General features: G+C 42.9%; 34 protein-coding genes. 29 read left to right on the forward strand and 5 right to left on the reverse strand.

The window, feature by feature from the left end; all coding sequences use genetic code 11:
* The first annotated feature begins 1 nt into the window (after position 1).
* Together ACK4EX_RS10290 and ACK4EX_RS10295 are read left to right on the forward strand one after the other, a co-directional pair.
* On the forward strand, positions 2 to 787 hold the full coding sequence (locus ACK4EX_RS10290) for a hypothetical protein (RefSeq protein ID WP_409772470.1): 786 nt from the start codon (positions 2 to 4) through the stop codon (positions 785 to 787).
* Positions 788 to 1,846, forward strand: a complete 1,059-nt coding sequence (locus ACK4EX_RS10295) for a glycosyltransferase family 2 protein (RefSeq protein WP_409772472.1) — start codon at positions 788 to 790, stop codon at positions 1,844 to 1,846.
* Here ACK4EX_RS10295 and ACK4EX_RS10300 read toward each other — a convergent pair.
* The 4 genes from ACK4EX_RS10300 to ACK4EX_RS10315 form a co-directional block, all read right to left on the reverse strand.
* Positions 1,835 to 2,236 carry a DUF2141 domain-containing protein gene (locus ACK4EX_RS10300; protein WP_409772474.1) on the reverse strand — a complete coding sequence of 134 codons (402 nt, stop codon included), beginning with the start codon at positions 2,234 to 2,236 and terminating at the stop codon, positions 1,835 to 1,837. The two genes, ACK4EX_RS10295 and ACK4EX_RS10300, sit on opposite strands and share 12 nt — an antisense overlap.
* A 24-nt stretch (positions 2,237 to 2,260) precedes the next feature.
* Positions 2,261 to 3,829, reverse strand: a complete 1,569-nt coding sequence (locus ACK4EX_RS10305) for an endonuclease (protein WP_409772477.1) — start codon at positions 3,827 to 3,829, stop codon at positions 2,261 to 2,263.
* An 85-nt stretch (positions 3,830 to 3,914) separates the two neighbouring features.
* Positions 3,915 to 4,280 (reverse strand): CoA-binding protein, encoded by a 366-nt coding sequence (locus ACK4EX_RS10310; protein WP_409772480.1) that lies wholly within the window; start codon positions 4,278 to 4,280, stop codon positions 3,915 to 3,917.
* On the reverse strand, positions 4,280 to 5,860 hold the full coding sequence (locus tag ACK4EX_RS10315; RefSeq protein WP_409772483.1) for a peptide chain release factor 3: 1,581 nt from the start codon (positions 5,858 to 5,860) through the stop codon (positions 4,280 to 4,282). Before ACK4EX_RS10315 ends, ACK4EX_RS10310 begins: the two co-directional genes overlap by 1 nt.
* A 185-nt stretch (positions 5,861 to 6,045) precedes the next feature.
* Between ACK4EX_RS10315 and ACK4EX_RS10320 the strand changes: the two genes are divergently transcribed.
* Entirely contained in the window at positions 6,046 to 6,372 is a 327-nt protein-coding gene (locus ACK4EX_RS10320) for a hypothetical protein (protein ID WP_409772485.1), read from the forward strand.
* A 67-nt stretch (positions 6,373 to 6,439) separates the two neighbouring features.
* On the opposite strand, the gene ACK4EX_RS10325 is transcribed toward ACK4EX_RS10320, so the two are convergent.
* Positions 6,440 to 8,953 (reverse strand): VPS10 domain-containing protein, encoded by a 2,514-nt coding sequence (locus ACK4EX_RS10325; protein ID WP_409772487.1) that lies wholly within the window; start codon positions 8,951 to 8,953, stop codon positions 6,440 to 6,442.
* 71 nt (positions 8,954 to 9,024) lie between these two features.
* On the opposite strand from ACK4EX_RS10325, the gene ACK4EX_RS10330 reads away from it, so the two are divergent.
* From ACK4EX_RS10330 to rpsN, 26 genes are all read left to right on the forward strand, one after another.
* A complete protein-coding gene (locus ACK4EX_RS10330) occupies positions 9,025 to 10,215 on the forward strand; it encodes an aminopeptidase C (RefSeq protein ID WP_409772489.1) in 1,191 nt (396 codons plus the stop codon).
* Between the two features lie 35 nt (positions 10,216 to 10,250).
* Positions 10,251 to 10,943: an ABC transporter ATP-binding protein gene (locus ACK4EX_RS10335; RefSeq protein ID WP_409772492.1), complete on the forward strand. Its 693-nt coding sequence runs from the start codon at positions 10,251 to 10,253 to the stop codon at positions 10,941 to 10,943.
* Positions 10,944 to 11,012: 69 nt separating this feature from the next.
* Positions 11,013 to 12,128 carry a DNA polymerase III subunit beta gene (dnaN, locus tag ACK4EX_RS10340; protein WP_409772495.1) on the forward strand — a complete coding sequence of 372 codons (1,116 nt, stop codon included), beginning with the start codon at positions 11,013 to 11,015 and terminating at the stop codon, positions 12,126 to 12,128.
* Between the two features lie 36 nt (positions 12,129 to 12,164).
* Positions 12,165 to 12,863, forward strand: coding sequence for a metallophosphoesterase family protein (locus ACK4EX_RS10345; RefSeq protein WP_409772498.1), 699 nt, complete (start codon positions 12,165 to 12,167; stop codon positions 12,861 to 12,863).
* A 22-nt stretch (positions 12,864 to 12,885) separates the two neighbouring features.
* Positions 12,886 to 13,917 (forward strand): diphosphomevalonate decarboxylase, encoded by a 1,032-nt coding sequence (gene mvaD / locus ACK4EX_RS10350; protein ID WP_409772501.1) that lies wholly within the window; start codon positions 12,886 to 12,888, stop codon positions 13,915 to 13,917.
* Between the two features lie 4 nt (positions 13,918 to 13,921).
* Positions 13,922 to 14,866 carry a mevalonate kinase gene (locus ACK4EX_RS10355; RefSeq protein ID WP_409772503.1) on the forward strand — a complete coding sequence of 315 codons (945 nt, stop codon included), beginning with the start codon at positions 13,922 to 13,924 and terminating at the stop codon, positions 14,864 to 14,866.
* Between the two features lie 77 nt (positions 14,867 to 14,943).
* Positions 14,944 to 15,786 (forward strand): geranylgeranylglycerol-phosphate geranylgeranyltransferase, encoded by an 843-nt coding sequence (locus tag ACK4EX_RS10360; RefSeq protein ID WP_409772505.1) that lies wholly within the window; start codon positions 14,944 to 14,946, stop codon positions 15,784 to 15,786.
* A 61-nt stretch (positions 15,787 to 15,847) separates the two neighbouring features.
* Entirely contained in the window at positions 15,848 to 17,041 is a 1,194-nt protein-coding gene (locus ACK4EX_RS10365; protein WP_409772508.1) for a hypothetical protein, read from the forward strand.
* A gap of 219 nt (positions 17,042 to 17,260) precedes the next feature.
* The gene (rpsL, locus tag ACK4EX_RS10370; protein ID WP_124398483.1) at positions 17,261 to 17,680 is read left to right on the forward strand and encodes a 30S ribosomal protein S12; all 420 of its coding nucleotides are present in this window, start codon (positions 17,261 to 17,263) and stop codon (positions 17,678 to 17,680) included.
* A 17-nt stretch (positions 17,681 to 17,697) separates the two neighbouring features.
* Positions 17,698 to 18,168 carry a 30S ribosomal protein S7 gene (rpsG, locus tag ACK4EX_RS10375; RefSeq protein ID WP_409772512.1) on the forward strand — a complete coding sequence of 157 codons (471 nt, stop codon included), beginning with the start codon at positions 17,698 to 17,700 and terminating at the stop codon, positions 18,166 to 18,168.
* A 3-nt stretch (positions 18,169 to 18,171) separates the two neighbouring features.
* A complete protein-coding gene (fusA, locus tag ACK4EX_RS10380; protein WP_409772514.1) occupies positions 18,172 to 20,298 on the forward strand; it encodes an elongation factor G in 2,127 nt (708 codons plus the stop codon).
* Positions 20,299 to 20,311: 13 nt separating this feature from the next.
* On the forward strand, positions 20,312 to 20,617 hold the full coding sequence (gene rpsJ / locus ACK4EX_RS10385; RefSeq protein ID WP_124398486.1) for a 30S ribosomal protein S10: 306 nt from the start codon (positions 20,312 to 20,314) through the stop codon (positions 20,615 to 20,617).
* A 12-nt stretch (positions 20,618 to 20,629) separates the two neighbouring features.
* Entirely contained in the window at positions 20,630 to 21,247 is a 618-nt protein-coding gene (rplC, locus tag ACK4EX_RS10390) for a 50S ribosomal protein L3 (RefSeq protein ID WP_409772518.1), read from the forward strand.
* Positions 21,247 to 21,876: a 50S ribosomal protein L4 gene (gene rplD / locus ACK4EX_RS10395; RefSeq protein WP_409772520.1), complete on the forward strand. Its 630-nt coding sequence runs from the start codon at positions 21,247 to 21,249 to the stop codon at positions 21,874 to 21,876. Before rplC ends, rplD begins: the two co-directional genes overlap by 1 nt.
* Before the next feature lie 3 nt (positions 21,877 to 21,879).
* A complete protein-coding gene (gene rplW / locus ACK4EX_RS10400; RefSeq protein WP_409772523.1) occupies positions 21,880 to 22,170 on the forward strand; it encodes a 50S ribosomal protein L23 in 291 nt (96 codons plus the stop codon).
* Between the two features lie 2 nt (positions 22,171 to 22,172).
* Positions 22,173 to 22,997 carry a 50S ribosomal protein L2 gene (gene rplB / locus ACK4EX_RS10405; RefSeq protein ID WP_409772525.1) on the forward strand — a complete coding sequence of 275 codons (825 nt, stop codon included), beginning with the start codon at positions 22,173 to 22,175 and terminating at the stop codon, positions 22,995 to 22,997.
* Between the two features lie 5 nt (positions 22,998 to 23,002).
* Complete coding sequence (rpsS, locus tag ACK4EX_RS10410; RefSeq protein WP_124398491.1) at positions 23,003 to 23,284, forward strand: 30S ribosomal protein S19; 282 nt, start codon at positions 23,003 to 23,005, stop codon at positions 23,282 to 23,284.
* Between the two features lie 11 nt (positions 23,285 to 23,295).
* A complete protein-coding gene (gene rplV / locus ACK4EX_RS10415) occupies positions 23,296 to 23,706 on the forward strand; it encodes a 50S ribosomal protein L22 (protein WP_409772527.1) in 411 nt (136 codons plus the stop codon).
* Positions 23,707 to 23,709: 3 nt separating this feature from the next.
* Positions 23,710 to 24,444, forward strand: a complete 735-nt coding sequence (gene rpsC, locus ACK4EX_RS10420; protein ID WP_409772529.1) for a 30S ribosomal protein S3 — start codon at positions 23,710 to 23,712, stop codon at positions 24,442 to 24,444.
* A gap of 11 nt (positions 24,445 to 24,455) precedes the next feature.
* On the forward strand, positions 24,456 to 24,884 hold the full coding sequence (gene rplP / locus ACK4EX_RS10425) for a 50S ribosomal protein L16 (RefSeq protein WP_409772532.1): 429 nt from the start codon (positions 24,456 to 24,458) through the stop codon (positions 24,882 to 24,884).
* Positions 24,885 to 24,890: 6 nt separating this feature from the next.
* Positions 24,891 to 25,088 (forward strand): 50S ribosomal protein L29, encoded by a 198-nt coding sequence (rpmC, locus tag ACK4EX_RS10430; RefSeq protein ID WP_124398495.1) that lies wholly within the window; start codon positions 24,891 to 24,893, stop codon positions 25,086 to 25,088.
* An 11-nt stretch (positions 25,089 to 25,099) separates the two neighbouring features.
* Entirely contained in the window at positions 25,100 to 25,369 is a 270-nt protein-coding gene (gene rpsQ / locus ACK4EX_RS10435; RefSeq protein ID WP_409772534.1) for a 30S ribosomal protein S17, read from the forward strand.
* A gap of 1 nt (position 25,370) precedes the next feature.
* On the forward strand, positions 25,371 to 25,739 hold the full coding sequence (rplN, locus tag ACK4EX_RS10440; protein ID WP_409772536.1) for a 50S ribosomal protein L14: 369 nt from the start codon (positions 25,371 to 25,373) through the stop codon (positions 25,737 to 25,739).
* Positions 25,740 to 25,751: 12 nt separating this feature from the next.
* Complete coding sequence (gene rplX / locus ACK4EX_RS10445; protein WP_409772538.1) at positions 25,752 to 26,069, forward strand: 50S ribosomal protein L24; 318 nt, start codon at positions 25,752 to 25,754, stop codon at positions 26,067 to 26,069.
* A 2-nt stretch (positions 26,070 to 26,071) separates the two neighbouring features.
* Positions 26,072 to 26,626, forward strand: a complete 555-nt coding sequence (gene rplE / locus ACK4EX_RS10450) for a 50S ribosomal protein L5 (RefSeq protein WP_409772540.1) — start codon at positions 26,072 to 26,074, stop codon at positions 26,624 to 26,626.
* 4 nt (positions 26,627 to 26,630) lie between these two features.
* Positions 26,631 to 26,900: a 30S ribosomal protein S14 gene (gene rpsN / locus ACK4EX_RS10455; RefSeq protein WP_124398500.1), complete on the forward strand. Its 270-nt coding sequence runs from the start codon at positions 26,631 to 26,633 to the stop codon at positions 26,898 to 26,900.
* Positions 26,901 to 26,916: the final 16 nt, after the last annotated feature.

The following is a 26,916-nucleotide window of genomic DNA, read 5'->3' on the forward strand; positions in this document are numbered from 1 at the left end:
TATGAATTTCATCGATATTCTGATTCTGATACTTGCCGGTGTTGGCACATTTGCTGCTGGTGCTTCCGTCTATCGATCAGGTTTGCCATTATCACTTGTCTTGTTGGCTTTACTGCCGTGGTTTTTACCCTTAGGTTTAGCGGTTTTTACAATAGCCTGTATTCATTTTATCGATTTTTTGATCAAATTTTCTGTAATGCGCTACAGAGCACATGTTCGGGGAGTTCTCTTGTTTGGTTTGTTTTCAATGGCTGGAGCATGGTTGAGTGCCAATTTTTTAACCGATTTACAGAGATACAGCCCTGTTGTGATCAACAGCTACATTTCATTATCTCCATTTGTTCTTTTCGTAGTTGGTATGATTTTATTATCTGCTCTGTTTGAATGGTTAGCCAATAGAGGTTTCAAACTTCCTCTTCAACTCCACGACATCATTTCCGGAATTCTCTGCGGTTTAGCTAGTGGTGCTTCGGGTGTGTTTGAATCTTTCAAAAAAATTATCTACAAACCTCGTGGGCTAAATTTTGTACAACTTAGCGCTACCACCATTGTGTCATCGCTGTTTACGGATATGGTGCGCCTGCCCGTCTATCTGGCACTGGTGTATGGTGGCAGCCATACGCCTTTTTATAATGCTTTGGCATTGTCATCTGGCTTAGGTGCGATGATTTCTGTTTTAGGTGGTTTGCGATATTTGAAAGAAGCTCAAATTGAAGGCTTTAGACAATGGAGCCTGGTTCTGATTGCTCTATCCACTTTAGGGTTAATTATCCGAAACTTTGTGTAAATGGCGGTTAATGCTCCGTTAGTCAGTGTAATTGTTCCAAATTACAATCACGCTCCCTATTTAACTGAAAGATTAAAATCTATTGAAAATCAAACATATAAAAACATTGAACTAATACTTTTAGACGACTGTTCAACCGATGGCAGCATAGAAATACTTAGAAATTGGGCCGCCAGTAGGCCATATACACAACTGATTATAAATAAAAACAACTCAGGATCACCCTTTGCACAGTGGAATAAAGGCCTTTCGATAGCTTCTGGAAAGTATGTATGGATTGCGGAAAGCGATGATGCATGTGAGCCAAACCTCTTAGAGGTTTTAGTCAATATGCTTGAAAATGAGAAAGATGCATCTCTTGCATTTAGCCAAAGTATTTTGATTGATAAGGTCGGAAATAAGCTTCACAGTTTTAACGAACACTACAAATTTGTTTTTAAATCTGAGCGATGGGAAGCTGACTTCTGCGCCGATGCACGCGAAGAATGCAGGCGCTACATGCTCTTTCATAACACAATACCGAATGCTTCAGCCGTCCTCTTCCGACGTAAAGATTTGTTGAAAGTCCTTCCTGTTGATCAAGATTTTAAGTTAAACGGCGATTGGTTTTTTTATGTAAAACTTCTTTCTGTATCAAACAAATTTTGCTATACAGCTAAACCGCTCAACTATTTTCGCTATCACGCCAACACTCAGCGACTATCAGCGCGAAATAAAACCCATGCATTTTTTGAAATTATTCGAATTCAGGACTTTATACTTGAAAAGTTTCCTGAAACTATAGATGATTTTATTAAAGCCAAAAGGTTGTGTGCCTATTGGTGGATTGGCAACATAAACGGAAAATCTCTATTAAACAAAGCTTTACTAAAACAGCACATTCAACTTTATAGACATTTTTCGCCCTACTTCAAGCACTTTTGGTGGCGAATCGCATGGCACTTCTTATTTATTTCTTTTCGTAAAATATTAATTATTACTGGACTTAAAAAACCTCTCAAGCGACTTCGTTCAAAGTTGTTTCCAGGTAAGTACTTTGAGTTGGAGCTACCTGAGTAATATCCTAATTTTGGTAGTAGTCATTCCCGACACTTGGAAAAGTGTGAGTTCGAAATCGGGAGGACCAAAGTTTCCTCGTACGTTGTTTGAAAAGCCATAAGGCTCGCGAGGTATGCCAAAGGGATTGGTGTCGAGCTTTCCGTTATTGTTCTGGTCGTGAAAGGCTTCTACGGAGTAATTGCCAGGTGTGAGGTCTGTGTAGCGGATGGTTGCTTTTTTGTTTTCTACGGGAATTATTGATTCTTTTACTACGGAATTCTGTTCGTTTTTCAGGCGCAAGTACACCTTGCCATTGTCTTTGGTGCTTTGGATTTCAAATTCGACAATCAAGATTTGACCTGAGATAAAAAAATTTAGTAAACTAAAGAGTAACAACCAAAAAAACTTCATTTCTGTAGAAATCCTGTAGGTGGTTTAGCGATGGGAAACAACAAATTTCTTCGCAAATTGGTTGCCAAAAAGGTCCTTTACTATCAAAATATATCCACCCGCTGGTAGATATTTGGTTGATATAAAAGGTTCATACCCTCCTTCAAACACTTTTTCACCTAAGAGCGAGAATATTTCAAGGGTTTTTACTTGCATATTGGTTTCAACGTTTAATCTTTCATCTGCCGGATTGGGGTAGAGAGCAATGGTTTGTTTAGTTGATATTTCGTTCCATCCAAGATGAGATGTGTGATTCAGGTAGAGTGTCTTCTGTGCGCTTCCAGAGTATGCAATGGCCGTGTAGAAGCCCGAGGGTAAACTTGCAGGCAGCGAAAGTGTGCATCTAGCTGCAGAAAATGCCGGCACAGTAAGCTGCGATATGCTGAATTGACCGCCTGAAGCTGAAATTTTAATAGAGTCAATTGTAAGCGGATAATACCCCTGATTCCAAAGGCTGAAATAGATATTTGACAGGGAAGTGTTCGTCAAAATGGTATCTGACGACCATTGGAAGCTTTTTGCGTTTGGAAAATCAGCTGATCCTGTCAGAGAGTTGATTCGATGTAGGATGTATGGATATTTAATAAAAACGTTATGCTTGCCCTGGTGTACAGCAATAATGCTGTCGCGACGGCGATCCATGGCGTCAGGCATATGCTGAAAATGCCATGTTCGCAGCAAGTTTTCTTGTGGTGCAACGAAGTTCGAATAGTCTTGATAGCGCAGCACAAAATAGAGCAGCGCCCGGGCAACGCGGCCTTTGGCTGAATCTCGTGGTTCAAATACACTCGAGAGATATTTGGATCCGTTGTTTTGCCAGGTAGGTGTACCTGTGATGATGCCGTATGGATGATTTGATCGGATGTTGTTTGCTGTTTCGTCGGTGCTGTACAGGTGGTTTAAATCGCTGCGCATCGGATCGTTTTGATTGAAAAAGCTCTGGGGAAAGACATGCTCAGCATTGAAATTATTAGATACTGCCCCGGCGCGTGTATTAAACTGAGCCATTCGCCCTGTGTAAAGACAAGTTACCCAGCCATTGATGTTGTCGAGCTTGCTGTACATAAGGTCGCGTGCACCATTGTATCCCAGGTTGGTATGATTGCTTTGGTAGGTAGCAAGGGCTTGTTTTAGGGCAAGGCCTGTCTTGTTTTCAGTGTGTTGACCGATGGAATATACAAACTTGCCTTGTCCGGTAAGCAGTACCGTGTAATCTCCCCCGGCATTTACAGTGCGAAGAATGAGAGGCACTCGATAATAGATGTCGTTAAGCGGGTGGAAGCGAACAATCAACTGCAATGTACCTGGAGGAATAACCGTGGGTGTAGTTGCCAGTGTAAAGGCACGATCGTTGTAAGCTTTACCGATTTCAACGGATTTCAATAAAATGTTTGAAGACGATTGATTGACAATCACAAACGATCCTACGACGGTGTCACCGTATTCCGTAGGAGGGAACCATAAGCTATCTACCTGAATTGTGAGACTTTGGCTGAAAAGGTTGTGGTAAAAAAAGGCGAAAAAAAGTACGCCTGATAACTTGACGCGATGCATAAATTTAAAATTCGGGTGCAAACCTATCGAAATGAGTTTAATTAAAAGTCAACAATTTGGATTTATACTTTCAAGAGATTGTTTTTCAGTACTGTCCGGTGCTGAGAAGTACCAGATTGCAGGCAATTTCGCAGTGAATGCCTTTACTTTCAGCCATTCTAATCAGCTCAGGATTATAAGTTCCCGGATTAAAGATGATTCTCTTTGGTTTTAGTGACAAGATGTAATCGTAGTAAGGCTTCTGATTTTCAGGCGAAAGGTAGATGGTGATGGTGTGAATATCCGAATCTTCAACGGGACCTTTGTGAATGGGAATTCCATAAGCTTCACCGCTGCGATTGCCCACTGCCACTACAGGGTGTCCGGCAGCTTTTAGCCGATAGAGGGCCATGTTTGAATATCGATCGGGGTTTTCGCTGGCACCGAGCACCAGGGTTTTCTTTTTTTCCATCAGTCGTTTGACTTAAAAGTGAATTGAATATCGGGAAATTTCTCCCGCGTCATTTGCAGGTTAAATTCCGAATCTGCCAGGAAAACAAGTCTGTCGTGTTTGTCGCGGGCCATGTTGCGCTGTTTTGTTCGGCGTAGCTCGGCCAGTTGTGCTTCGTTGTCGGTTTGAATCCAACAAGCCTTCCATGCCGGGAAGGGTTCGTAAGTACAACGCGCACCATATTCATGCTCAAGGCGATATTGGATCACATCATATTGAAGGGCACCCACGGTACCAATCACCTTACGACCGTTTTGCTCCAGAGTGAAGAGCTGGGCTACACCTTCGTCCATCAGCTGGTCGATGCCTTTGGCCAGTTGTTTGGCTTTCAATGGATCCGCATTGTTGATGAATCGGAAGTGCTCAGGTGAGAAACTTGGGATATCGCGGAAGTGGATAATTTCGCCTTCAGAGAGTGAATCACCGATTCGGAAATTGCCACTGTCAGGCAGTCCAACGATGTCGCCTGGATAAGCTTCGTCCACCACTTCCTTCTTTGCAGCCAGGAACATATTTGGGCTGCTAAATTTCATGGTTTTGCCCAGCCGAACGTGCAGATAGTTTTTATTGCGCTCGAATTTCCCGGATACTACCTTCACAAAGGCAATTCGGCTGCGGTGGTTTGGGTCGATGTTGGCGTGGATTTTAAAGATAAAACCGGTAAACTTGGGCTCGAAGGGATCTACAATGCGCTCGTCGGCCTTTTTAGGCTGTGGCCAGGGGGCGATTTCCACAAAGCAGTCAAGCAATTCTGCTACACCGAAGTTATTGAGTGCTGAGCCGAAAAATACTGGCGAGAGCTGACCTTTGAGATAGGCATCCCGATCAAAAGGTGGATACACTTCGCGCACGATTTCCACCTCTTCGCGCAATTTTTCCGCTTGTCGCTCGGTGATAAAGTCATTTAAATCGTCGCTAAAGATATCTGTAATTTCTACGCTTTCATTTACGCGCTGTTTGTTGTTACCTAAGTAAAATTTCAGTTTTTGCTCCCATAGGTTATAGACACCCTCAAAGTCTTGCCCTATGCCGATGGGCCATGAAAGCGGACACAGACGCAGGCCAAGCTTTTGCTCAATTTCGTCAAGTAAGTCAAAAGCATCTTTGCCTTCGCGGTCGAGCTTATTGATAAACACAATAATCGGTATATCGCGCATACGGCAGACCTGAACGAGTTTCTCGGTTTGGGTCTCAACTCCTTTGGCCACATCAATTACGACAATGACACTGTCCACAGCCGTTAAGGTGCGGTAGGTGTCTTCTGCAAAATCCTGGTGACCGGGAGTGTCGAGGATGTTGATTTTATAGCCTTTATATTCAAAAGCGAGTACAGAGGTAGCCACCGATATACCGCGCTGGCGCTCGATTTCCATAAAGTCGCTGGTAGCGGCTTTTTTTATTTTATTGCTCTTCACAGCACCGGCTTCCTGAATTGCTCCGCCGAAGAGCAGGAGTTTTTCGGTGAGGGTAGTCTTACCCGCGTCAGGGTGAGAGATGATGCCAAACGTCCGCCGACGTCTGATTTCCTGTTCAAAAGTCATTGATTTTCCCGCTTTGTAAAGGCCGGCAAAGGTACTTATTATACAATAGAAGTATAGCTAAGCGAGTGCGAAAAGAAACAGTTCCCCAAAATGATACATCTATTCTATCTTGCTCGCTTATACAGGCTTTACATATGATTAGAAAAAATTTTTTGTCGATTTGCCTTGCTCTTTGTGGTACTTGCATGCCCTTTCTTTTTAAGGCACAACCTGTCAAGACAGAAGTGACTATGTATGATGGATTTGCTATGATTGGCTGGTTGCCAAATGGTGGCTTTTTAAACTTTACCGGGCCAAATATTAATTTCACTTTTGCTCGTCAGAAACTCGTGATTGGTATGCTGCCGTCGCTGAGTTACCTGCGCGATGAGGGAGGACCTACGCGCAATGCGCCAATTATCCCCAATCTCAGCACAGGAATCACCTACTCATTTGACTGGGCTGCCGTACAGATGGCCTTCTATTACGACAATAAAACAAGTACTCAGGATGGCCGCTGGCTCGTGGGATAAGGGTTTGGAATCAGATTAAATAATTTAAATTGAAAAAATAAATAATACTCTGATTGATTGTTTTAGGTTACCTGGCGACTACTTTTTTTACCTCCACCTTCCCTGATCTGTCTGTGAATTTCAGTAAGTACATACCCGAAGTCAGCTGGCCGGGTCGAAGGGTAGTGAGGGCTTCTTCCACCCGGCTTTCAAAGAGCTTGCGGCCTGAGATGTCAAATAGTTCGAGCACACCTGTACTGTTGGTGCGTACATTCAGCACATCGGTAAAGGGATTTGGATAAACATCTAAGAAGGTTGGTTTTTTTTGATCATCCACCGAAAAATTAAACCATTTCAGATCACTCATCCATATTCCTCGGCCATAGGTGGCTGCATAAAGCTTTCCGTTGTTGTAGTTGATTTCCAGTTCACGCACCGGTACGTTGGGAAGGCCTTCGAAATAGGGTTCCCACTGATTCATGGTGCTGTCTCGGTAATACACGCCTATACCCATACCGAGATACATGGCATTGAGGGGATTGTGCTCCTGAAAGATGACTGTCCATGCCTGCAGATTGGGCAAGTTTTGAGAGATATTCGTCCATGTAGCTCCACCGTCAAGGGTGCGGAATACTTTCGTATTGGCGGCAAAAGAGCTGTACGTGATGACTACATGATCTGGATTATTCGGGTGAATGGCAATGGATGAAATGTTCTGAAACGGCAGTGATTGACTCACCAGAGTCCAGTTACCACCGCCATTGGTGGTTTTCCAAAGATTGTTTCCTCTTGAAAAATAAATAATAAATGGATTTGATTTCGACCAGGCCAGCGCGCCAATATTTACATTGCCGGAAGGTGAGATGGTATCCCAGCTCATCCCGCGATCATAAGTTTCCCAAACAGAGCGTCGCCCTACTAACCATCGCTGCGGATCTGTCGGATGAATCACAAAAGGGGTAATCCATCCGGAGGGTTGATTGACGCCATTCATGAATGTGGTGAATGAGTTGCCCCCATCCATCGTAAGCAGAAGTCCACCGTTTTGAAAGCTTATTACGGCTATGGCTGGAGTCGTATAGTCAATCACGGCTTCCATGCCATCAGCCCCAAAGGCCTGACGCCATGAGCCACCTGGAAACCGGCGCATACTCCCGTTGTCCTGAGAGCCGAAGTGAATGATCTGAGGATGTGTATGTGAGGTGCCAAGTCTGTAAATCTGAGTAATATTCAATCCGAAAGAGAGATCAGTCCATGACTGTCCGCCATTTGTTGTTCGAAAAATTCCACCATCGCAGCCTGCATACAAAGCTCCGTTGTAAAATCCCAGAAAGTGGATATCGGCATGTACATAGGGTACATTTTGATTGGTGTAAACCCAATGAGAATTGATGGAAAATGAAGATCCCCCATTTGTTGATTTCCAAATGTTAACCCCACCGGTGTAAATGATGTCCGGATTGGTAGGATCAACGGCTATGGCCAGGTCATACCAGGCTTGTCCACCTGTACCGGTGCCCTGCTCAGAGCTGTGCAAAATATTTGGACTTGTAGCTCGCACTTGAAACGTCTGACCACCGTTGGTAGAGCGACTTACGTTCAGAAATCCATTGTCAGCATTACCCATAAGTAGATACACAATGTTTGTATCAGACGGACTGATGGCTACTTCAATGCGCGAAATGGCTGATTGCGGGGGTATGGTATCGGTTATTGTCGTCCATGTCTGGCCAAAGTCATGGCTTCGAATCACATGCCTGAAGGCTGCAAATACGGTATTTGGATTCTGTGGATTGTACACCAGGCTTCTGGCTTGAATGCTGTTTACCAGCGTCCAGGTTTGTCCGCCGTTTGTAGTGCGGTATAGTCCCTGGGATGTGCTGGCTAAGAGAGTAGCCGTGTCTTGTGGATGCATGATAAGTCTGAAAATGCGAACCATTTGCGCCTGTGTAAAGGTCAGTCCTGTGGGCTGCCAGCTTTGTCCGTAGTCAGTTGATTTTAGAATACCTATTGAGTAGGTATCAGAACCAAAATTGTCGCCAGTTGTCAGGTACAGTACATTTGAATCAAGAGGATTCACCACGATCATACCACATCCGATGGAGGCAAGGGTATCGGTTAGTACTGTGTATGTAGTTCCGCCATCGTAGCTGCGCCATAGGCCACCGGATGGTGTACAGAGGTACATGGTATTGTTTCGGGCAGTATCAATGTAAATGTAATTAACGCGTCCTAAACCCGGAGAGTAGCCATTGTTCATTACCGTCCAGGATACAGGGCCAAGTGGCTCCCAATTGCCAGCTGAGGTTTCTGTGTTGTGCGGATTACTTCGTCTGTATTCACTCCATATGGTGGCTATATCTACTTGGGGTATCAGGCTGTCTTCCCCGAGAGATTGCAGGGTGTTGTATTCCCAGCGTTTGTACCAGTTGTAGCCTGTACCGCGTTGGGATATGTCGATTCGCTTAAAATATTCTTCAGCGCTTTTTTGAATTTTTCGAAAATCCCGCTCACCATTTTGAATCATTTCATACCATAATTGCGCATTCGAATAAAAAGCAACTAAAAATGCAAGAAAAACCAATCCAATTTTTTTCCTCATGATCGGATCATCATAAAAAACCAAAAATAGTTGAACTTAGCCTAAAATTGCACGAAGTATTTTGGGTTAAAATGAAAAGTAAATTTCTTTGGACATCAGCGCTTATTTTATTAGTCAATCTGATATGGGCACAGGATGATTTGATTAATAGAATTAAAGGTCACGGCCAGAACAATGCAGAACAGAAATTTGAATTTACAATTATTAAAAATCACGATGCACTTCCGGTTAAAGACCAGGCTTCTTCTGGTACATGCTGGAGCTATTCGGCCACTTCGTTTATTGAGAGCGAGCTCAAACGCCTGAAAAGACCAATGGTAGACATTTCTGAAATGTTTACTGTTCGTCAGGTGTACCTCGACAAAGGCATTAAATACGTGCGCATGCAAGGCCACCTCAACTTTGCTCAGGGAGGACAGCTCCCTGATGTGTTGTATGTAATGAAAAAGTACGGAGCTGTACCCGCTTCCATTTTTCAAGGCCTGGAATACGGAGAATCAAAAAACAAGCACTCTGAGCTCGAGTTGGCTCTTAAATCTTTTCTCGATGCCATCGTAAAAAACCCCAACGGACGATTATCAACTGCCTGGGTCACCGCTTATGAAAATATTATTTCAGCGTATTTGGGGAAATATCCTTCCGAATTTATGTGGGAGGGACGTCGCTACACACCCAAGACTTTTTTGTCAGATTTTTTAAAAATAAATCCGGACGACTACATCCAAATCACCTCATTCACACATGCTCCGTTTTACAAACCAATGTTTGTAGAGGTGCCTGACAACTGGGCGTGGGGCGAATCCTATAATTTACCGCTCGACGATATGATGCGCACACTTCGGCATGCTATTGACAACGGTTTCACCGTAGCATGGGCCACCGATGTAAGTGAAAAAGGTTTTTCTATAAAAAACGGAATAGCGATCGTTCCCGAAAAGCCCTTTGAAGAAATGACCGAAGAAGAGCGCAAAACCATGTTTGATGGACCTAAGAAAGAAAAGATCGTGACACAAGAGGAACGTCAGCGCGCATTTGACAATTTTGAGACCACCGATGACCATGGCATGCATATCACCGGCATGGCACGCGACCAGAATGGCACCATCTATTACATCACTAAAAACAGTTGGGGCGAAATACCCAATGCCCACCGCAGTGGCTACATTATGGCTTCAGAGGCTTATGTGCGATTTAAAACGATTGCCATACTACTCCACAAAGATGCCTTGCCCCGTGATATCCGCTCGAAGCTTGGACTTTAAGAATTTAAATAATTTTTCGTAAGTATAGCACATAGATGAAAGAAGCAATAATACAGCTTCAGCAGATCAAAAGGGAATTTAAGATGGGTGGAACCATCGTGCAGGCTCTGCGAGGTATTGATCTCATCGTTACACGCAATGAGTACACTGCCCTGATGGGCCCTTCCGGAAGTGGGAAGTCGACGCTTATGAACATTATCGGATGCCTCGATACGCCTACTTCCGGTACTTATATATTGAACGGCAAAGACGTGAGCAAAATGAACGACGATGAGCTGGCGCGCATTCGAAACAAGGAGATCGGATTTGTTTTTCAGACGTTTAATCTCCTGCCTCGCACATCGGCTCTCGAAAACGTAAGTCAGCCACTAATTTATGCTGGTATCAAGAAATCCGAACGCTTAGACAGAGCACGTGAAGTGCTGGTGCGTGTGGGCCTTGGCGATCGCCTTGACCACAAGCCTAATCAACTCTCCGGAGGTCAGCGCCAACGTGTGGCCATTGCAAGAGCATTAGTCAATAATCCTTCCATCATTCTGGCTGACGAGCCAACGGGTAACCTCGACACAAAAACCTCTTACGATATCATGGAACTATTCGACGAAATCAATCGCCAGGGAAATACCATAATACTCGTTACACACGAAGAAGACATAGCAAGGCGTGCAAATAGAATTGTACGATTGAGAGATGGAATGATTGAAGGTGATACCTTAGCTGCAGAATAATTCCTAATTATTAGGAAATACCTTTTTGTAAAAACAAGCATACTTTTGTGGCCTTAAACAATCGATCGAATGAAATTTATAGTCAGCAGCAATAAATTACTTAAATACTTACAGAGTTCAGCGAGCTTACTTTCTACCAGCCAATCAATACAGTACACCCAATACTTCTTGCTCGAACTAGCCGACGGAAAATTAAAGGTAACTGCCACCGACTCAGAGTCGATGATGATCTCAACCCTCGATGTAGAGTCAGAATCTGAAGGCGCGGTTTGTGTGCTGGGTCGCACGCTGCTCGACCTTATTAAAAGCCTGCCAGATCAGCCAGTTACTTTTACACTGAATCCTGATCTTAAAGTACTTGAAATAATCTATGAAACCGGTAAAGCCAATCTCGCTGTAATCGATACAGAGGAGTATCCGCGTATGCGCGAGATTGAGGCCTTAGCCGAAGTGCGAATTCCAACGGAAGTTTTATCGACGGCTATTTCTAAAACTCTTTTTGCCACTGGCAATGATGAGATTCGCCTGGCTCTGACCGGGGTATTTTTTCAACTGACCAGCGAAGGGTGTACCTTTGTGGCTACTGACGGGCACAAGCTTTCCAAATACAAGCGCACTGACATTACCAGTGAGCAAACTTCTGAATTTATCGTGCCAAAAAAGGCTCTTTCAATCGTTAAAAATCTATTACCCGACGCTGATAGCGTGCTCATCAGCTCAAACAATACAAATGTAAAATTTATTACCGATGATCAGGTATTCATCACAAAGCTGGTAGAAGCACGCTACCCAATGTACGAAAACGTAATACCAAAAGACAATCCCAATCAACTTCGCATCGCCCGCAATACACTGCTCTCTGCCCTTAAGCGCATCTCAATAATTGCGAGCAAAACCTCAAATCTCGTAAAACTTACCCTTAACGGCAGTATGCTTTCAGTGCTGGCCGAAGATATAGAGCTTTCAAACCGTGCTGAAGAAAACTTGCCCTGCGACTATACTGGTGCTGATATGAGTATTGGATTTAATTCCAAAAACTTGATTGAAATACTGTCTAACCTCGAATCAGAGTTTGTACGGATGGAAATGTCTATACCTTCTAAGCCAAGCCTAGTATTTCCTGAAGATGGACTCAATGAGGGCGAGGAAGTTCTAATGCTCATTATGCCATTGATGATTACCTAATAAACCAAAATCCTGTTTGACGGGTTTCTTAAAGTAATGAATCTACTCGTTGTCGGCGATGTTCACGGGTGTCACTACACCTTTAAAAATCTGGTGAAAGCGCACTGGAATCCTGACAACGAGTTTTTAATTCAGTTAGGAGATTTTATTAATAAGGGTCCCCACTCTGCTAAGGTTATTCGATATGCCCTGAAGCTGGTTAATAAATACCCTTATTTGGTGTATTTTCTTCGGGGAAATCACGAACACATGTTTCTCGACTCGCTTCGTTCAGGTTCATTTAATGTGATCAATCGAGAAACGTTCAATCAAGCTAAGGCTCATCCAAAGTTGGAGCTTAACAAAGTAAAGAACTGGATCAAGAGTTTACCTATTAAATGGGAAAACAAAAACGTTCTTATCACCCACGCCGGCGTGTCGCGCTCATCAATCGATCCATTCAATCCTTACTCCGACCACAATGTGCTCATCAATCGTGAGCCTCTGAAGCTGATGCAAAAGCTGCAGATAGTCGGCCATGTCGTTCAGCCGCTTGGAAAACCCACCTACGTACCTCGCGAAAATGCCTGGCATATCGACACCGGTGCCTATCTGGGCATGAAGTTAAGCGCTGTCAGGATCAGTTATACCGGTCAGTTGCTAGAAGTCATTACGGTAGAGACCGACCCAAGAGACCTACCACAATCTGCTGCCAACGCTACCCTTTCAACCAACGATTCTCTAAAGTTTTTTTGACAAATAAAAATTCGAAAAATATATGTACACTACGCGTTGGATCGCGCCAAGTAATATAGCCATCGTTAAATACTGGGGAAAGTTTGACCATCAGATCCCGGCTAATCCCTCGCTGAGCTTTACTCTAACTCATTCTTATACGGATACGAAACTTATTGTGATTGAGGGTAAAACAACCCAAGGTGATGATCCTACAGTCGAAGTGTATTATGACGGCATTCCAAAACCCGAATTTCAGCCTAAAATTCTTAAATTTTTAAAAGCCATTCTTCACGAATATCCCTGGATAATGGGCAAACTGCTGAAAATAGAAACGAAAAATACCTTCCCACATAGCTCTGGAATTGCTTCATCAGCCAGCGGTATGGCGGCATTGGCCTGCTGTATCGAAGATTTGCATACAACTCACTTTGCCCCGCAGTCTTTTAGATGGCATAAGGCTTCAGAATCAGCCCGCTTAGGCTCAGGTAGTGCTTGTCGTAGCGTATATGGTGGTTTTGTACAATGGGGACTTTCTTCTGATGGAGAAGGATCAGATTTATATGCGACTCCAGTTCAACAGGTCCATCCTGACTTCAAAACTATTTACGACTTTATTTTAATTCTCGACTCAGGCGAAAAATCGGTATCGAGTACTGTTGGCCACTCACTAATGAAAGGCCATCCATTTGCCAGTCGTCGGTTTGAGCAAGGCAAGGAGAACGTTATTAGGCTTAAAGAAATATTAAAAACTGGCAATTGGAGCAGTTTTATTGAGCTCATGGAGTCAGAAGCTCTTACCCTACATGCGATGATGATGACCTCCACTCCACCATTTATTCTCATGAAACCAAAGACCCTGGAAGCCATTCAAAAAATTTGGCAGTTTAGACAAACTACGAATTTACCTGTAGGGTTTACCCTCGACGCTGGGGCAAATCTTCACCTCATCTTTGCAACTAACGCCCTTGAGGCAGTAGAACAAAAATTATTACCTGAATTACAGTACCTTTGCGAACAAAATTTGATTATTAAAGATTTAATTGGTCGAGGACCTTACAAGGTTGATTCGTAAGAAAATGAGCAACTCTCCACTTTACTACGCAAAAATTCTCCTATTTGGCGAATACGGAATAATTAGCAACTCAAATGCACTTTCTATTCCATTCAGCTCGTTTTACGGCAGCTTCGGATTTATGACCAAAGGCTTCGAAACTCTTGAGCAGATCGAATCCAATAAGCATATTGCCGAATATGCCAAATACTTGCAAACTCTCGAAATCAACGACGAATTTTTTACAAAATTTGATTTTGAGCGGCTTAATAAACACATCAAAGAAGGTCTATATTTCAATTCGTCCATACCACAAGGCTTTGGTGTTGGTAGTTCAGGTGCATTAGTGGCTGCTGTGTACGATACCTATGCCAACAATAAAATAGACCCTGATACTACATTAAGTCAGGAAAATCTTCCGTTGCTCAAAAAGCAGCTTGCCATCATGGAAAGCTATTTTCACGGCAAGAGCAGTGGCATGGACCCCTTGATTTGCTATCTCAAAATTCCAGTTTTACTGAGCTCCAGTAATAGTCTCAATCCCATTCAACTACCTGAGTCAGGCAACAGCAGTGCTGCCATATTTTTAATTAACAGCGGAGTACCCGGCAAAACCCAATCCATGGTTTCAATCTTTATGGAAAAGATGAAGAACGAAGGATTCCGCCGTTTGTTGAAAAATCAATTTATTAAGTATAACGATACTTGTATTGATGCCTTTTTAAAAGGAGAAATCAAAGTTTTTTTCAAAAATCTCAAAAAACTGTCGAGCTGGGTACTAACCCATTTCACTCCCATGATTCCCGAAAACCTCATTGAACTCTGGGAAAAAGGATTAGCTACCAATGAATACTATTTAAAACTATGTGGTAGCGGTGGAGGAGGATTTGTATTGGGTTTTGCCCCAGATTACGAAAAGGCACACAAAACACTTGCTCCCTATAATCCACAAATTATCTTCCGACTGTAATGGAAGGGAATTCCTCACATACCAAAAGCTCCCCTTCCCCGACATTTACCCTTAAAATACTTGCCCTCTTAAGTCATGTGCGCTGGCAAAACATCTTTGTGCTGGCCCTTTCACAATATCTTGCGGTTTTCTTCGTATTAAATGACCCTAAAGTTTGGCAAAAGGTAATGACCGATTGGGTTATGCACATCATTATTCTATGTGGTGTGTTAGCAGTTGCCGGTGGGTATTTAATAAATAACTTTTATGACCGGGAAAAAGACTTAATTAATAGACCGCATCGCACCCTATTTGAGGCCTATGTAAATAACGATTTAATCGTTAGGTTGTATATTTTAATCAATTTTTTATCTCTTGTACTATCGCTACTCGTATCCCTGCGGGCCTTTTTTTATTATGTTGTTTTCATCGTTTTGCTGTGGTTTTATTCTCATAAGGTTAAAAAGAAACCTTTGGCTGGTAATCTTTTGGCAAGTTCGCTGGCGATTTATCCATTTTTTTCGGTTTTTATATATTATAAGTTGCACAATTGGAATGTATTGATTTACACTTTGCTTATATGGATGTTGCTTTACACTCGTGAGCTGATCAAAGATATGGAGTCTCATCGCGGTGATTTGATCGCTGGTTACCATACGTTACCAGTTTTAATGGGGAAAGTGAATGCTCAAATTTTTCTGCGCTGGATTTTTTTGGCTGATGTTGTGTTTTTTCTCGTCTTTTCATTACATATTTTCGGTCGTCTGAATGTCTTATTTTATTATACATCAACTGTGGCAGGTATTATTTTCGGTATGTTTCTCCTAAGCTTAAAAACTAACATCAACGTGTATATCAATTTATGGCATCAGATTTTTCGAATTATCGTTTTTATCGGTGTATTTTTTTTAGCATTGGAACCAAATTGGCAATTAGCTTAAAACTTAACATTCGCAAAATAGAGTAGAAAATATCTTCGCGGTCCGAAACAAAATATTTTTTATGCCAGCCGGCAAATCCTCGAAATCAAAAAAAAACACCTCCTCAAAAAATCAGTCTCTTACCTTCGACTTATTGAATTTAGATTTTAGTTCAGTTTTAATAGGTCGCAGATACAGAATTTTACGTCTTTTTCTCTGGAAGGAGCGCCAATTCTTACAATCAATCATCATCTTCTTCATCATAGCAGGCATATTTTATCCGTACCCAAAGGTGGCTATGTGGTTAGGTTTTGCATTTGCGGGCTATAGTGCCATTGCCAATGATTCCATTCAGACTATTGGAACCTTTTTGTCGTCAAATGCAAATAAAAAGTGGTGGGTGCTCTGGCTTTTTATTGGCGGGATTTTTTTAGTCACAATGACCACAGGTTGGATAATCTATGACGGCGATGTGTCTTTTCAACGGTTACAGTCAAAAGGTTTCGAAAAAGCACCCGAATCCTTCACCTTTTTACAATTAGCTGCTCCTTTAGTTCTTCTCATTTTAACAAGATTGAGAATGCCAGTATCTACTACCTTTCTATTGCTCAGCACTTTTTCGGCAACGAGTTCAGGCATTATCGGTGTTTTACAAAAAAGCCTTTTCGGATATGTCATTGCTTTTGTGGTCTCAATAAGTGTGTGGTTTGTTTTTGCTAAAGGGATAAACAATCTAAATAAGGGTAAAGCACATCCCATTTGGACTGCTTTGCAATGGTTCACCTCTGGAGTGCTTTGGTCCGTTTGGTTAATGCAGGATGCTGCGAATATTGCCGTGTTTTTGCCGCGCAGCCTTTCCACCTATGAATTTATTGCTTTTGTAAGCTATGTCTTTTTTGGTATAGGCTTATTGCTCTATTTCAGAGGTGGACGAATACAAAATATAATCAATGAGAAATCTGCCGTTAAGGATGTTCGAGGTGCTACGATTATTGATTTTATATATGCAATGATTCTCTTGTTTTTCCAAAATTTGAGCAATATTCCGATGAGTACTACATGGGTTTTTCTCGGGTTGCTGGCCGGTCGGGAGATTTCTATGAATATTTCACCTCTTTACACCACAATCAAGCAGAAAAAACTGCCCATTGTCTTTAAGCTAGTTGGGCGCGATGCACTTTTTGCATTAATTGGGCTAGTAATATCCGTTGCTATGGCTATTGCTGTTAATCCTTCGATTCAACAGGAAATTCTGAATTATTTTAATGGCCTTTAAAAGTTAAAAAGCACCTAAAAATCTCTTTCTATTAATTTCTTTTTATACAACCAAATCCCAAGAAATGCCTAAAAAGAGCTTAAATCTAATGGTGAAAAACCGTTGGGGAAAAAAAGCATAATTACTTATTTGTCAGGAAAAAAAATTATGTACATTTGCAGCCCCAATTAACGGGGGTATATTTTATTGTAAAACAAGAAATTTATTTTTTGCTATCATATGCCAACCATTCAACAACTGGTTAGAAAAGGGAGAACCAAAATTAAAAAGAAGAGCAAGTCAATAGCGCTTACGGCTTGCCCTCAGAGAAGAGGGGTATGTACACGTGTGTATACCACTACCCCCAAGAAACCGAACTCAGCCATGCGTAAGGTGGCCCGTGTAAGGCTAACTAATGGCAATGAAGTGAACGCCTACATACCAGGCGAGGGCCACAATTTGCAGGAACACTCCATCGTATTAGTAAGAGGTGGTCGGGTGAAAGATTTGCCCGGTGTAAGATACCACATCGTACGAGGTGCACTCGACACAGCTGGAGTAGAAGGTCGTCGTCAGAGAAGAAGTAAGTATGGTGCTAAGCGTCCGAAAAAGGGTGCGGCTGCAGCAGCCCCAGCAGCTAAAGGTAAAGGTAAAAAGTAATTCATAGCTGAATACAAATGAGAAAAGGTAGAGCTAAAAAAAGAATTTTATTGCCAGACCCTGTGTATGGCGACCAGCTCGTTACGAGGTTTGTAAATAACCTGATGTATGAAGGTAAAAAAGAGAAGGCCTTCAAAATTTTTTATGAAGCAATCCAAATAGTGGAACGCAAGTCTGAAAAGCCAAATGGTCTGGAGGTTTGGAAACAGGCGCTCACCAATGTAATGCCTCACGTAGAGGTAAGAAGTCGTCGTGTAGGTGGTGCTAACTTTCAGATCCCTGTGCCAATACGTCCAGATAGAAAAGTTTCATTGGCGATCAAATGGCTAATTCAATTCAGCAGAAAGAGAAATGAGAAATCTATGTCTCTTCGTCTAGCCAATGAAATTCTCGCTGCAGCCAAGGAAGAAGGCGCTGCTGTGAAAAAGAGAATTGATACACATAAAATGGCTGAAGCTAACAAGGCATTTGCTCACTTCAAAGTTTAACATATGGCAAGAGATCTCAATTACACTCGAAATATAGGAATCGCAGCTCACATCGATGCCGGAAAGACTACAACTACAGAGCGAATCCTCTACTACACCGGTAAGACACACAAGATCGGTGAAGTACACGATGGAGCTGCCACCATGGACTGGATGGAGCAAGAGCAAGAGCGAGGTATCACCATTACTTCAGCTGCAACTACCTGTCGTTGGAACTTCCCAACGGAGCAAGGTCGCAATATCCCCGAATCAAAAGAGTACCACTTTAATATCATAGATACTCCAGGCCACGTGGATTTTACCGTAGAGGTAAACCGTTCGCTCCGCGTTCTAGATGGTCTGGTATTCTTGTTTTCAGCCGTTGATGGCGTAGAGCCACAGTCAGAAACCAATTGGCGCCTTGCCGATAATTACAAAGTGCCTCGCATGGGCTTTGTAAATAAAATGGACCGCCAGGGTGCAGACTTTCTCGCTGTGTGTCGTCAGGTACGCGAGATGCTTAAATCTAAGGCTGTTCCCATCGTACTGCCTATCGGCGCTGAAGAAACTTTCAAAGGCATCGTTGACCTTGTAAAAATGCGCGCCATCGTCTGGCACGACGAAACACAGGGTGCTACCTTCGATGTAATCCCCATCCCCGATGACATGAAGGATGAGGTAGAAAAGTACAGAAACGAACTGATCGAAGCGGTAGCCGAGGTAGACGATCGAATCATGGAGAAATTTTTTGAAGATCCAGATTCCATTACGGAAGATGAGATCAATGCCGCTCTTCGCAAGGCTACCATCGAAATGCGCATTGTGCCAATGCTGTGCGGTAGCGCCTTCAAAAACAAGGGTGTGCAGTTTCTTCTTGATGCAGTATGTCTCTACCTGCCTTCACCACTTGATAAAGAAGCTATTACTGGTACAGATCCCAATACCGGACAAGAAATTAAGCGCAAGCCCTTGCCAACTGAGCCATTCTGCGCTCTGGCATTCAAGATTGCCACTGACCCTTACGTTGGTCGCCTGGCGTTCTTCAGAGTGTACTCAGGCAAGCTTGAATCAGGCTCCTACGTGTTAAACACTCGCACCGGTAATAAAGAGAGAATCTCTCGCGTGTACCAGATGCATGCCAATAAACAGAACCCAATCGATTTCATCGAAGCAGGAGATATCGGAGCAGGAGTTGGCTTTAAAGACATTAAGACCGGAGACACTCTCTGCGACGAGAAGTATCCAATAGTACTCGAAAGTATGGTGTTTCCCGAGCCAGTTATAGGTATCGCTGTAGAGCCCAAGACAAAAGCTGACATCGATAAGCTCGGTATGGCACTTTCGAAACTGGCAGAAGAGGATCCAACTTTCCAGGTTAAAACAGATGAAGCAACCGGCCAGACCATCATCAGCGGTATGGGTGAGCTTCACCTCGAAATTATTGTTGACCGTCTAAAACGCGAGTTTAAAGTTGAAGTAAATGTTGGTCAACCACAAGTAGAGTACAAAGAAGCACTGACCACTGCAGTAGAACATCGCGAGCTTTACAAGAAGCAAACAGGTGGTCGCGGTAAGTATGCTGATATCATCTTCCGACTCGAACCAGCTGAAGAAGGCAAGTCAGGTCTAGAATTTATCAATGAAGTTAAGGGTGGTAACGTGCCTAAGGAATACATCCCAGCAGTAGAAAAGGGCTTCAAGGAAGCCATGAAAAATGGTCCATTGGCTGGCTATGAAGTAGAAGGAATGAAAGTGACCTTGATCGATGGTTCATATCACGCTGTTGACTCAGATTCACTCTCCTTCGAGCTTGCAGCCAAACTTGGTTTCAAGGAAGCAGCCAAAAAGGCTAACCCAGTTATTCTCGAGCCTATAATGAAGCTCGAAGTGGTAACACCTGAAGAAAACATGGGCGACATCGTGGGCGACCTCAACCGTCGTAGAGGTCAAGTAGTATCGATGGACGACAGAGCCGGCTCTAAGGTAATTAAAGCCCTGGTGCCCCTTTCCGAAATGTTCGGTTATGTTACCACATTGAGAACCTTGTCATCAGGCCGTGCTACTTCATCCATGGAATTCAGTCACTATGCTGAAACTCCAAAGAATATAGCCGACGAAGTAATTGCTAAAGTAAAAGGACAGACTGTATAATTAAACCTCACACATGAGCCAAAGAATTCGAATTAAACTAAAAAGTTACGATCACAATCTCGTTGATAAATCAGCTGAGAAGATCGTAAAAACCGTGAAGAGTACTGGCGCTGTGGTAAACGGACCCATTCCGCTGCCTACCGATAAGCGCATCTACACAGTACTCCGCTCACCACACGTAAATAAGAAGAGTAGAGAGCAATTTGAGCTGAGTTCATTCAAAAGACTGCTCGATATCTACAGCTCATCTGCAAAAACTATTGATGCGCTAATGAAGCTTGAGCTTCCCAGTGGAGTAGAAGTTGAAATTAAAGTGTAACCTCTATAGATCATGCCCGGTTTAATTGGACGCAAAATTGGAATGACCAGCATTTTCAGTGCCGATGGAAAAATGATTCCCTGCACTGTGATTGAAGCTGGTCCTTGTGTGGTAACACAAGTAAAGACAAAGGACGTTGATGGATATGAGGCAGTTCAGCTCGCCTTCGGCGAAAGAAAGCCCAAAAACACCCCTCAACCTCTCCTCGGACACTTTGAAAAAGCCAAAACTACCCCAAAACAAAAGTTGGCTGAATTTGATGTTAACGGAACTACATACGAGCTTGGCCAGATCGTGAATGTTGAAATCTTCAAAGAGGGAGATGTAGTAGATGTGGCTGGCATTTCAAAAGGTAAAGGTTTTCAGGGCGTTGTGAAGCGCCACGGATTTGGCGGGGTAGGTGAGAGCACTCACGGCCAGCACAACAGAGCACGTCACCCAGGTTCTATAGGTCCTGGTTCTTATCCGGGTCACGTAGTAAAAGGTCTTCGCATGGCCGGAAGAACTGGAGGCAAGCGCGTAACCATAAAGAACCTGAAAGTTGTAAAAGTAGATGTTGAAAAAAATCTACTGCTTGTAAAGGGCGCTGTACCAGGTCATAAAAACTCATTTTTAATTATTGAGAAGTAATGGAACTATCAGTTTATACCATAGAGGGAAAAGATACAGGCCGCAAGGTTACTCTCGATGAGCGCGTCTTTGGAATTCAGCCTCATACACAGTCAGTATATCTCGACATAAAGAGATATCTCGCTCATCAGCGGCAAGGTACACATAAGACAAAAGAACGTGCCGAAGTAGCTCGCACTACTAAAAAGCACCACCGTCAAAAGGGAACTGGCGGTGCTCGCCATGGCTCATTGAAAAGCCCTATCCATAGAGGTGGTGGTACCGTGTTTGGTCCAAGACCCCACGACTATGTAGTGCGTCTTAACATTAAAACCATTCGCCTGGCACGTCGCTCTGCCCTTTCAGCCAAGGCTGCCGAAAACGCGATCACAGTGGTTGAGGATTTTACCCTCGAAAAGCCAAAAACAAAAGATTTTCTTAATATTTTAAAAAACTTGCAATTGGCTGAAAAAAAATCACTTGTGATCATCGGGGATAAAGATAACAACGTATATTTGTCGTCCCGAAATTTGGAGCAATCAAAAGTTGTAATTGCCTCTGAATTAAACACTTATCAGATTATGAATGCTCAAAATCTCATCATATCTGAGAGTGCTTTGGGAAAAATTCAAGACACATTAACCAAGTAAGTCATGAGCATCCTTATAAAACCAATCATCACCGAAAAGGCAAATCTCCTCTCTGAGAAGAAAGGTGTATATTGTTTTCGTGTGCAGACTGACGCCAACAAAATTCAAATAAAAAAGGCTATTGAAGAGGCTTATGGTGTTAATGTGGAAAGCGTAAATACTGCTATCATGCCGGCAAAAAGAGTGGTAAAATATACCAAAGCTGGAATGATACAGGGTAGAAAGCCAAAATTCAAAAAGGCCTATGTCAAAGTAAGAAGTGGTGAAGTAATTAACATATACGAAAACATTTAACAATGGGTCTTAGAAAATTAAAACCGGTAACTCCGGGTACGCGCTTTAGAGTAATCAATGGGTTTGATGCCATCACCACATCTACCCCTGAAAAGTCACTGCTCGTTCCCAAGAAAAAAACCGGCGGTCGCAATAATACAGGAAAAATGACCATGCGCTATCACGGCGGTGGTCATAAAAGGATGTATCGCATCATCGATTTCAAAAGAGATAAAGAGGGTATCCCGGCAAAAGTAGCCTCCATCGAATACGATCCAAACCGCAGTGCCTTTATTGCCCTCTTGCACTATGTAGATGGTGAAAAGCGATATATCATAGCACCTAACGGTCTTACAGTAGGTATGACTGTGATGAGTGGCAAAAATGCTACTCCTGATTTAGGTAATGCCCTGTATCTTTCAGATATACCATTAGGTACAATTATTAGTTGTATTGAACTCAAGCCAGGGCAAGGTGCTAAAATTGTTCGTTCAGCCGGTTCATTTGCCCAGTTACTAGCTCGCGACGGAAAATATGCCGTAGTGAAATTGCCAAGCGGAGAAACCCGTCTGATCCTTGTTACCTGCAAGGCTATGATAGGGTCTGTTTCAAACAGCGACCACTCACTGGTAGTAAGTGGTAAGGCTGGTAGAAGCCGCTGGCTCGGTCGCAGACCACGCACACGTGGTGTAGCCATGAACCCCGTCGATCACCCAATGGGTGGTGGTGAAGGTCGTGCTTCTGGTGGTCATCCAAGATCAAGGAAAGGTATTCCAGCTAAAGGATACAAGACCAGAAACAGAAAGAAATATTCTAATTCATTGATCATCGAACGTCGTAAAAAATAAGCTAAATGGCTCGTTCACTAAAGAAAGGACCTTATATCCACTACAAACTTGAAAAGCGGATTCAGGAAAACATAGCATCCGGCAAGAAGACTGTTATTAAAACCTGGTCAAGAGCTTCGATGATATCACCTGATTTTATTGGTCAAACGATAGCTGTTCATAACGGCAAGGCTTTCATTCCAGTATATATTACTGATAATATGGTAGGCCACAAGTTAGGCGAATTTGCTCCGACCAGAACCTTCAGAGGCCATGCCGGAAATAGAAAAGATAAAGGTAAGAAATAAGATATTGAGTCATGGGAGTTAGAAAAAGACAAAGTGCTGAGGCAAGAAAGCAGGCAAAAGCCGCGAAGGCTACTGCTACATTGAGAAACTGTCCGACCTCGCCCCGCAAAATGCGCCTAGTGGCCGATATCATCCGCGGACAGAAAGTTGAAAAAGCACTTTTTATCCTCAGAAATACCGGCAAACACGCAGCTCGTGATCTTGAAAAAGCCCTTTTAAATGCCATTAATTCATGGCAGCAAAAAAATGAGGGAGCTAACGTAGATGAGGCCGGATTGTTTGTAAGCAAAATCACGGTTAGCTGTGGTCCAACTCTTAAGCGTATTCAGCCGGCACCACAGGGTCGTGCTCACCGCATCAGAAAGCGCTCAAACCACGTTTTCATCGAATTAGGAACCCTATCAACCCCTTCAAACGCATAACAAATGGGTCAGAAAACAAATCCAATAGGCAATAGATTAGGTTACATCAGAGGCTGGGAATCAGCTTGGTATGGTGGTCGTAACTATGGAGATAAAATTGCTGAAGATTATCAAATACGCAAGTATTTATATGCACGCCTAAGCAGAGCTAACATATCCAGAATCGTCATTGAGCGCACCCTGAAGCTCATTACAGTAACTATTACTACCGCTAAACCTGGCGTAATCATCGGCAAAAGTGGACAAGAAGTAGAAAAGCTGCGTGAAGAGCTCAAAAAACTTACTGACAAGGAGATTCAAATAAACATCTTTGAAATCAAAAGGCCTGAGCTCGATGCAAAACTCGTAGCCGACAGCATAGCGCGTCAAATCGAGGGAAGAGTAAGCTATAAGCGAGCAGTTAAAATGGCCATTGCTTCTACCATGCGCATGGGTGCCGAAGGTATAAAAGTTCAAATCAGCGGTAGATTAAATGGTGCTGAGATGGCTCGAAGCGAGATTTATAAAGATGGCCGTATTCCGCTCCATACATTCAGAGCTGATATTGACTATGCTCTTGGTGAAGCACTTACAACCTATGGCCTCATAGGTATCAAAGTGTGGATTATGAAGGGCGAGGTGTACGGCAAGAGAGACTTGTCAAATTTTCTGGGTGTTACCACCAAAAAGACAAAAGCTAATGACAAGCCTGCTCTTCCATCAAAGCCAGCAAAAGGTAAGAAAAAGTCAAAAGCTTAAAACATTGAACAATGTTACAACCTAAAAAGACAAAATATAGAAAGCAGTTTAAGGGCAGAATGAAAGGTGCTTCACACAGAGGAGCCACCATTGCCTTCGGAAGCTATGGCATCAAATCACTAGAAGCTTCCTGGGTAACTGCTCGCCAGATTGAGGCTGCTCGTATCGCTGCCACACGCTATATGAAGAGGGAAGGTCAGCTTTGGATACGCATATTTCCCGACAAACCCATCACCAAAAAACCTCTCGAAGTACGTATGGGTAAAGGTAAAGGTAACGTAGAATACTGGGCTGCTGTCGTGAAACCCGGACGCATCATGTTCGAAATCGATGGTGTGCCCTACGAAGTTGCTAAAGAAGCTCTTCGCCTGGCAGCTCAAAAACTTCCGGTAAAGACCTCTTTTGTAGTGCGCAGAGATTTACAACTTCAACAATTGTAAGATCGTATGAAACAATCTGTTGTATCACAAATGACCACTGAGGAACTCAAGGAGCAAATCTTCGAAATGAAAAAAGCCCTTGAAAAACTCAAAGCTACCCATGCCATTACTCCTTTGGAAAATCCGATGGAGATACGCAATAAAAGAAGAAGCATTGCGAGAATGCTCACTGAATTGACAAAAAGAAATAATCAAGTAGCCTAATAATTCACCCGATGGAAGCTGTAGCTACCAAAAGAAATTTTAGAAAAGAGCGCGTAGGTGTGGTAACCTCTACAGCTATGAATAAGACCATTGCTGTATCTGTAGAGCGTAAGGTGAAACACCCCAAGTATGGTAAGTTTATGAAAACTACCAAAAAATTTCATGCTCATGATGAGAAGAACGAATGCAAAGTAGGTGATATCGTTCGCATTATGGAAACTCGCCCGCTGAGCAAGACCAAAAGATGGAGATTAGTTGAAATAATCGAAAGAGCTAAGTAAAATGGTACAACAGGAATCAAGACTCACCGTAGCTGATAATACCGGAGCCAAAGAAGTTCTGGTAATTCGGGTAATCGGCGGTACCGGACGTCGCTACGCATCTGTAGGCGATAAAATTGTAGTAACCGTAAAAGATGCATCACCCTCTGGAAACATAAAGAAAGGCCAGGTAGCCACTGCAGTTGTAGTGCGCACTAAAAAAGAGGTGAGAAGGCCAGACGGATCATACATCCGTTTTGACGATAATGCTTGTGTATTGCTCAATGCTGCTGGCGAAATGAGAGGAACACGCGTATTCGGACCCGTAGCACGTGAGCTTCGCGATAAACAGTACATGAAGATTATATCATTGGCACCTGAGGTGCTTTAAAATATTGAAAAAATGATAAAAATTCACATTAAAAAAGGCGATAAGGTACGAGTAATCGCAGGTGATGACAAAGGAGCTGAAGGCGAAGTTATCCGCGTGATTCGCGATAAATATCGCGCTGTAGTAAAAGGTGTAAACATGGTAAAACGCCACATTAAGCCCTCAGCGCAAAATCCACAAGGTAAAATCGTGGAAATGGAGGCTCCTATTCACATTTCCAACCTTATGCTCATCGATCCAAAGACCGGACAGCCGACTCGAATATCAAGAAAAAGAGATGAGAATGGCAAGCCCATTCGTGTATCAAAAAAATCCAATGAAATCATTTGATCATGGAAGCTAAATACGTTCCTAATCTGAAAAAACTATATAAAGAAAAGGTGGTACCAGCTCTCATGCAGGAGTACTCCTATAAAAGCGTAATGCAGGTACCCCGTATCGAAAAAATTGTCATCAGCCAGGGTCTTGGCAAGGCGACAGCTGACAAAAAATTGATCGAGTATGCTGTCGATGAGCTTACTAGAATAGCCGGTCAAAAGGCTGTTCCAACACGCTCAAAGAAAGACATCTCTAACTTTAAACTCCGCAAAGGAATGCCTATAGGGGTGAAAGTAACCCTGAGAGGTGATAGAATGTATGAATTCCTGGAAAGATTAATGGTTGCCGCCCTTCCCCGTATTCGCGATTTCAACGGTGTAAAGGCCACGGGTTTCGATGGTAGAGGTAACTACAATATGGGCATTACTGAACAAATCATCTTCCCGGAAATCGATATCGACAAAGTCAATCAAATCTGGGGAATGGATATCACCATAGTGACAACTGCCAAAACCGATAAAGAAGCTAAATCCCTTTTAACCTTATTTGGATTACCTTTTAAAAAATAATTAGATGGCAAAAGAGTCGATGAAAGCGCGCGAAAGAAAGCGCGAAAAACTTGTAGCCAAATACGCAGCCAAGAGAGAAGCTTTGAAGAAGGCTGGAGATTATGAGGCACTTCAAAAGCTTCCGAAAAATTCATCTCCAGTAAGACTGCGCAATCGCTGTAAACTAACTGGCAGACCCAGAGGTTACATGCGCCAGTTCGGAATTTCGCGCGTTTTGTTCCGCGAAATGGCTAACAACGGTCTGATTCCGGGTGTAAAAAAGGCAAGTTGGTAATTTGTTTAATATAAAA

Origin of the sequence: Thermaurantimonas sp. (assembly GCF_046299575.1) — a bacterium.
GTDB lineage: Bacteria > Bacteroidota > Bacteroidia > Flavobacteriales > Schleiferiaceae > Thermaurantimonas.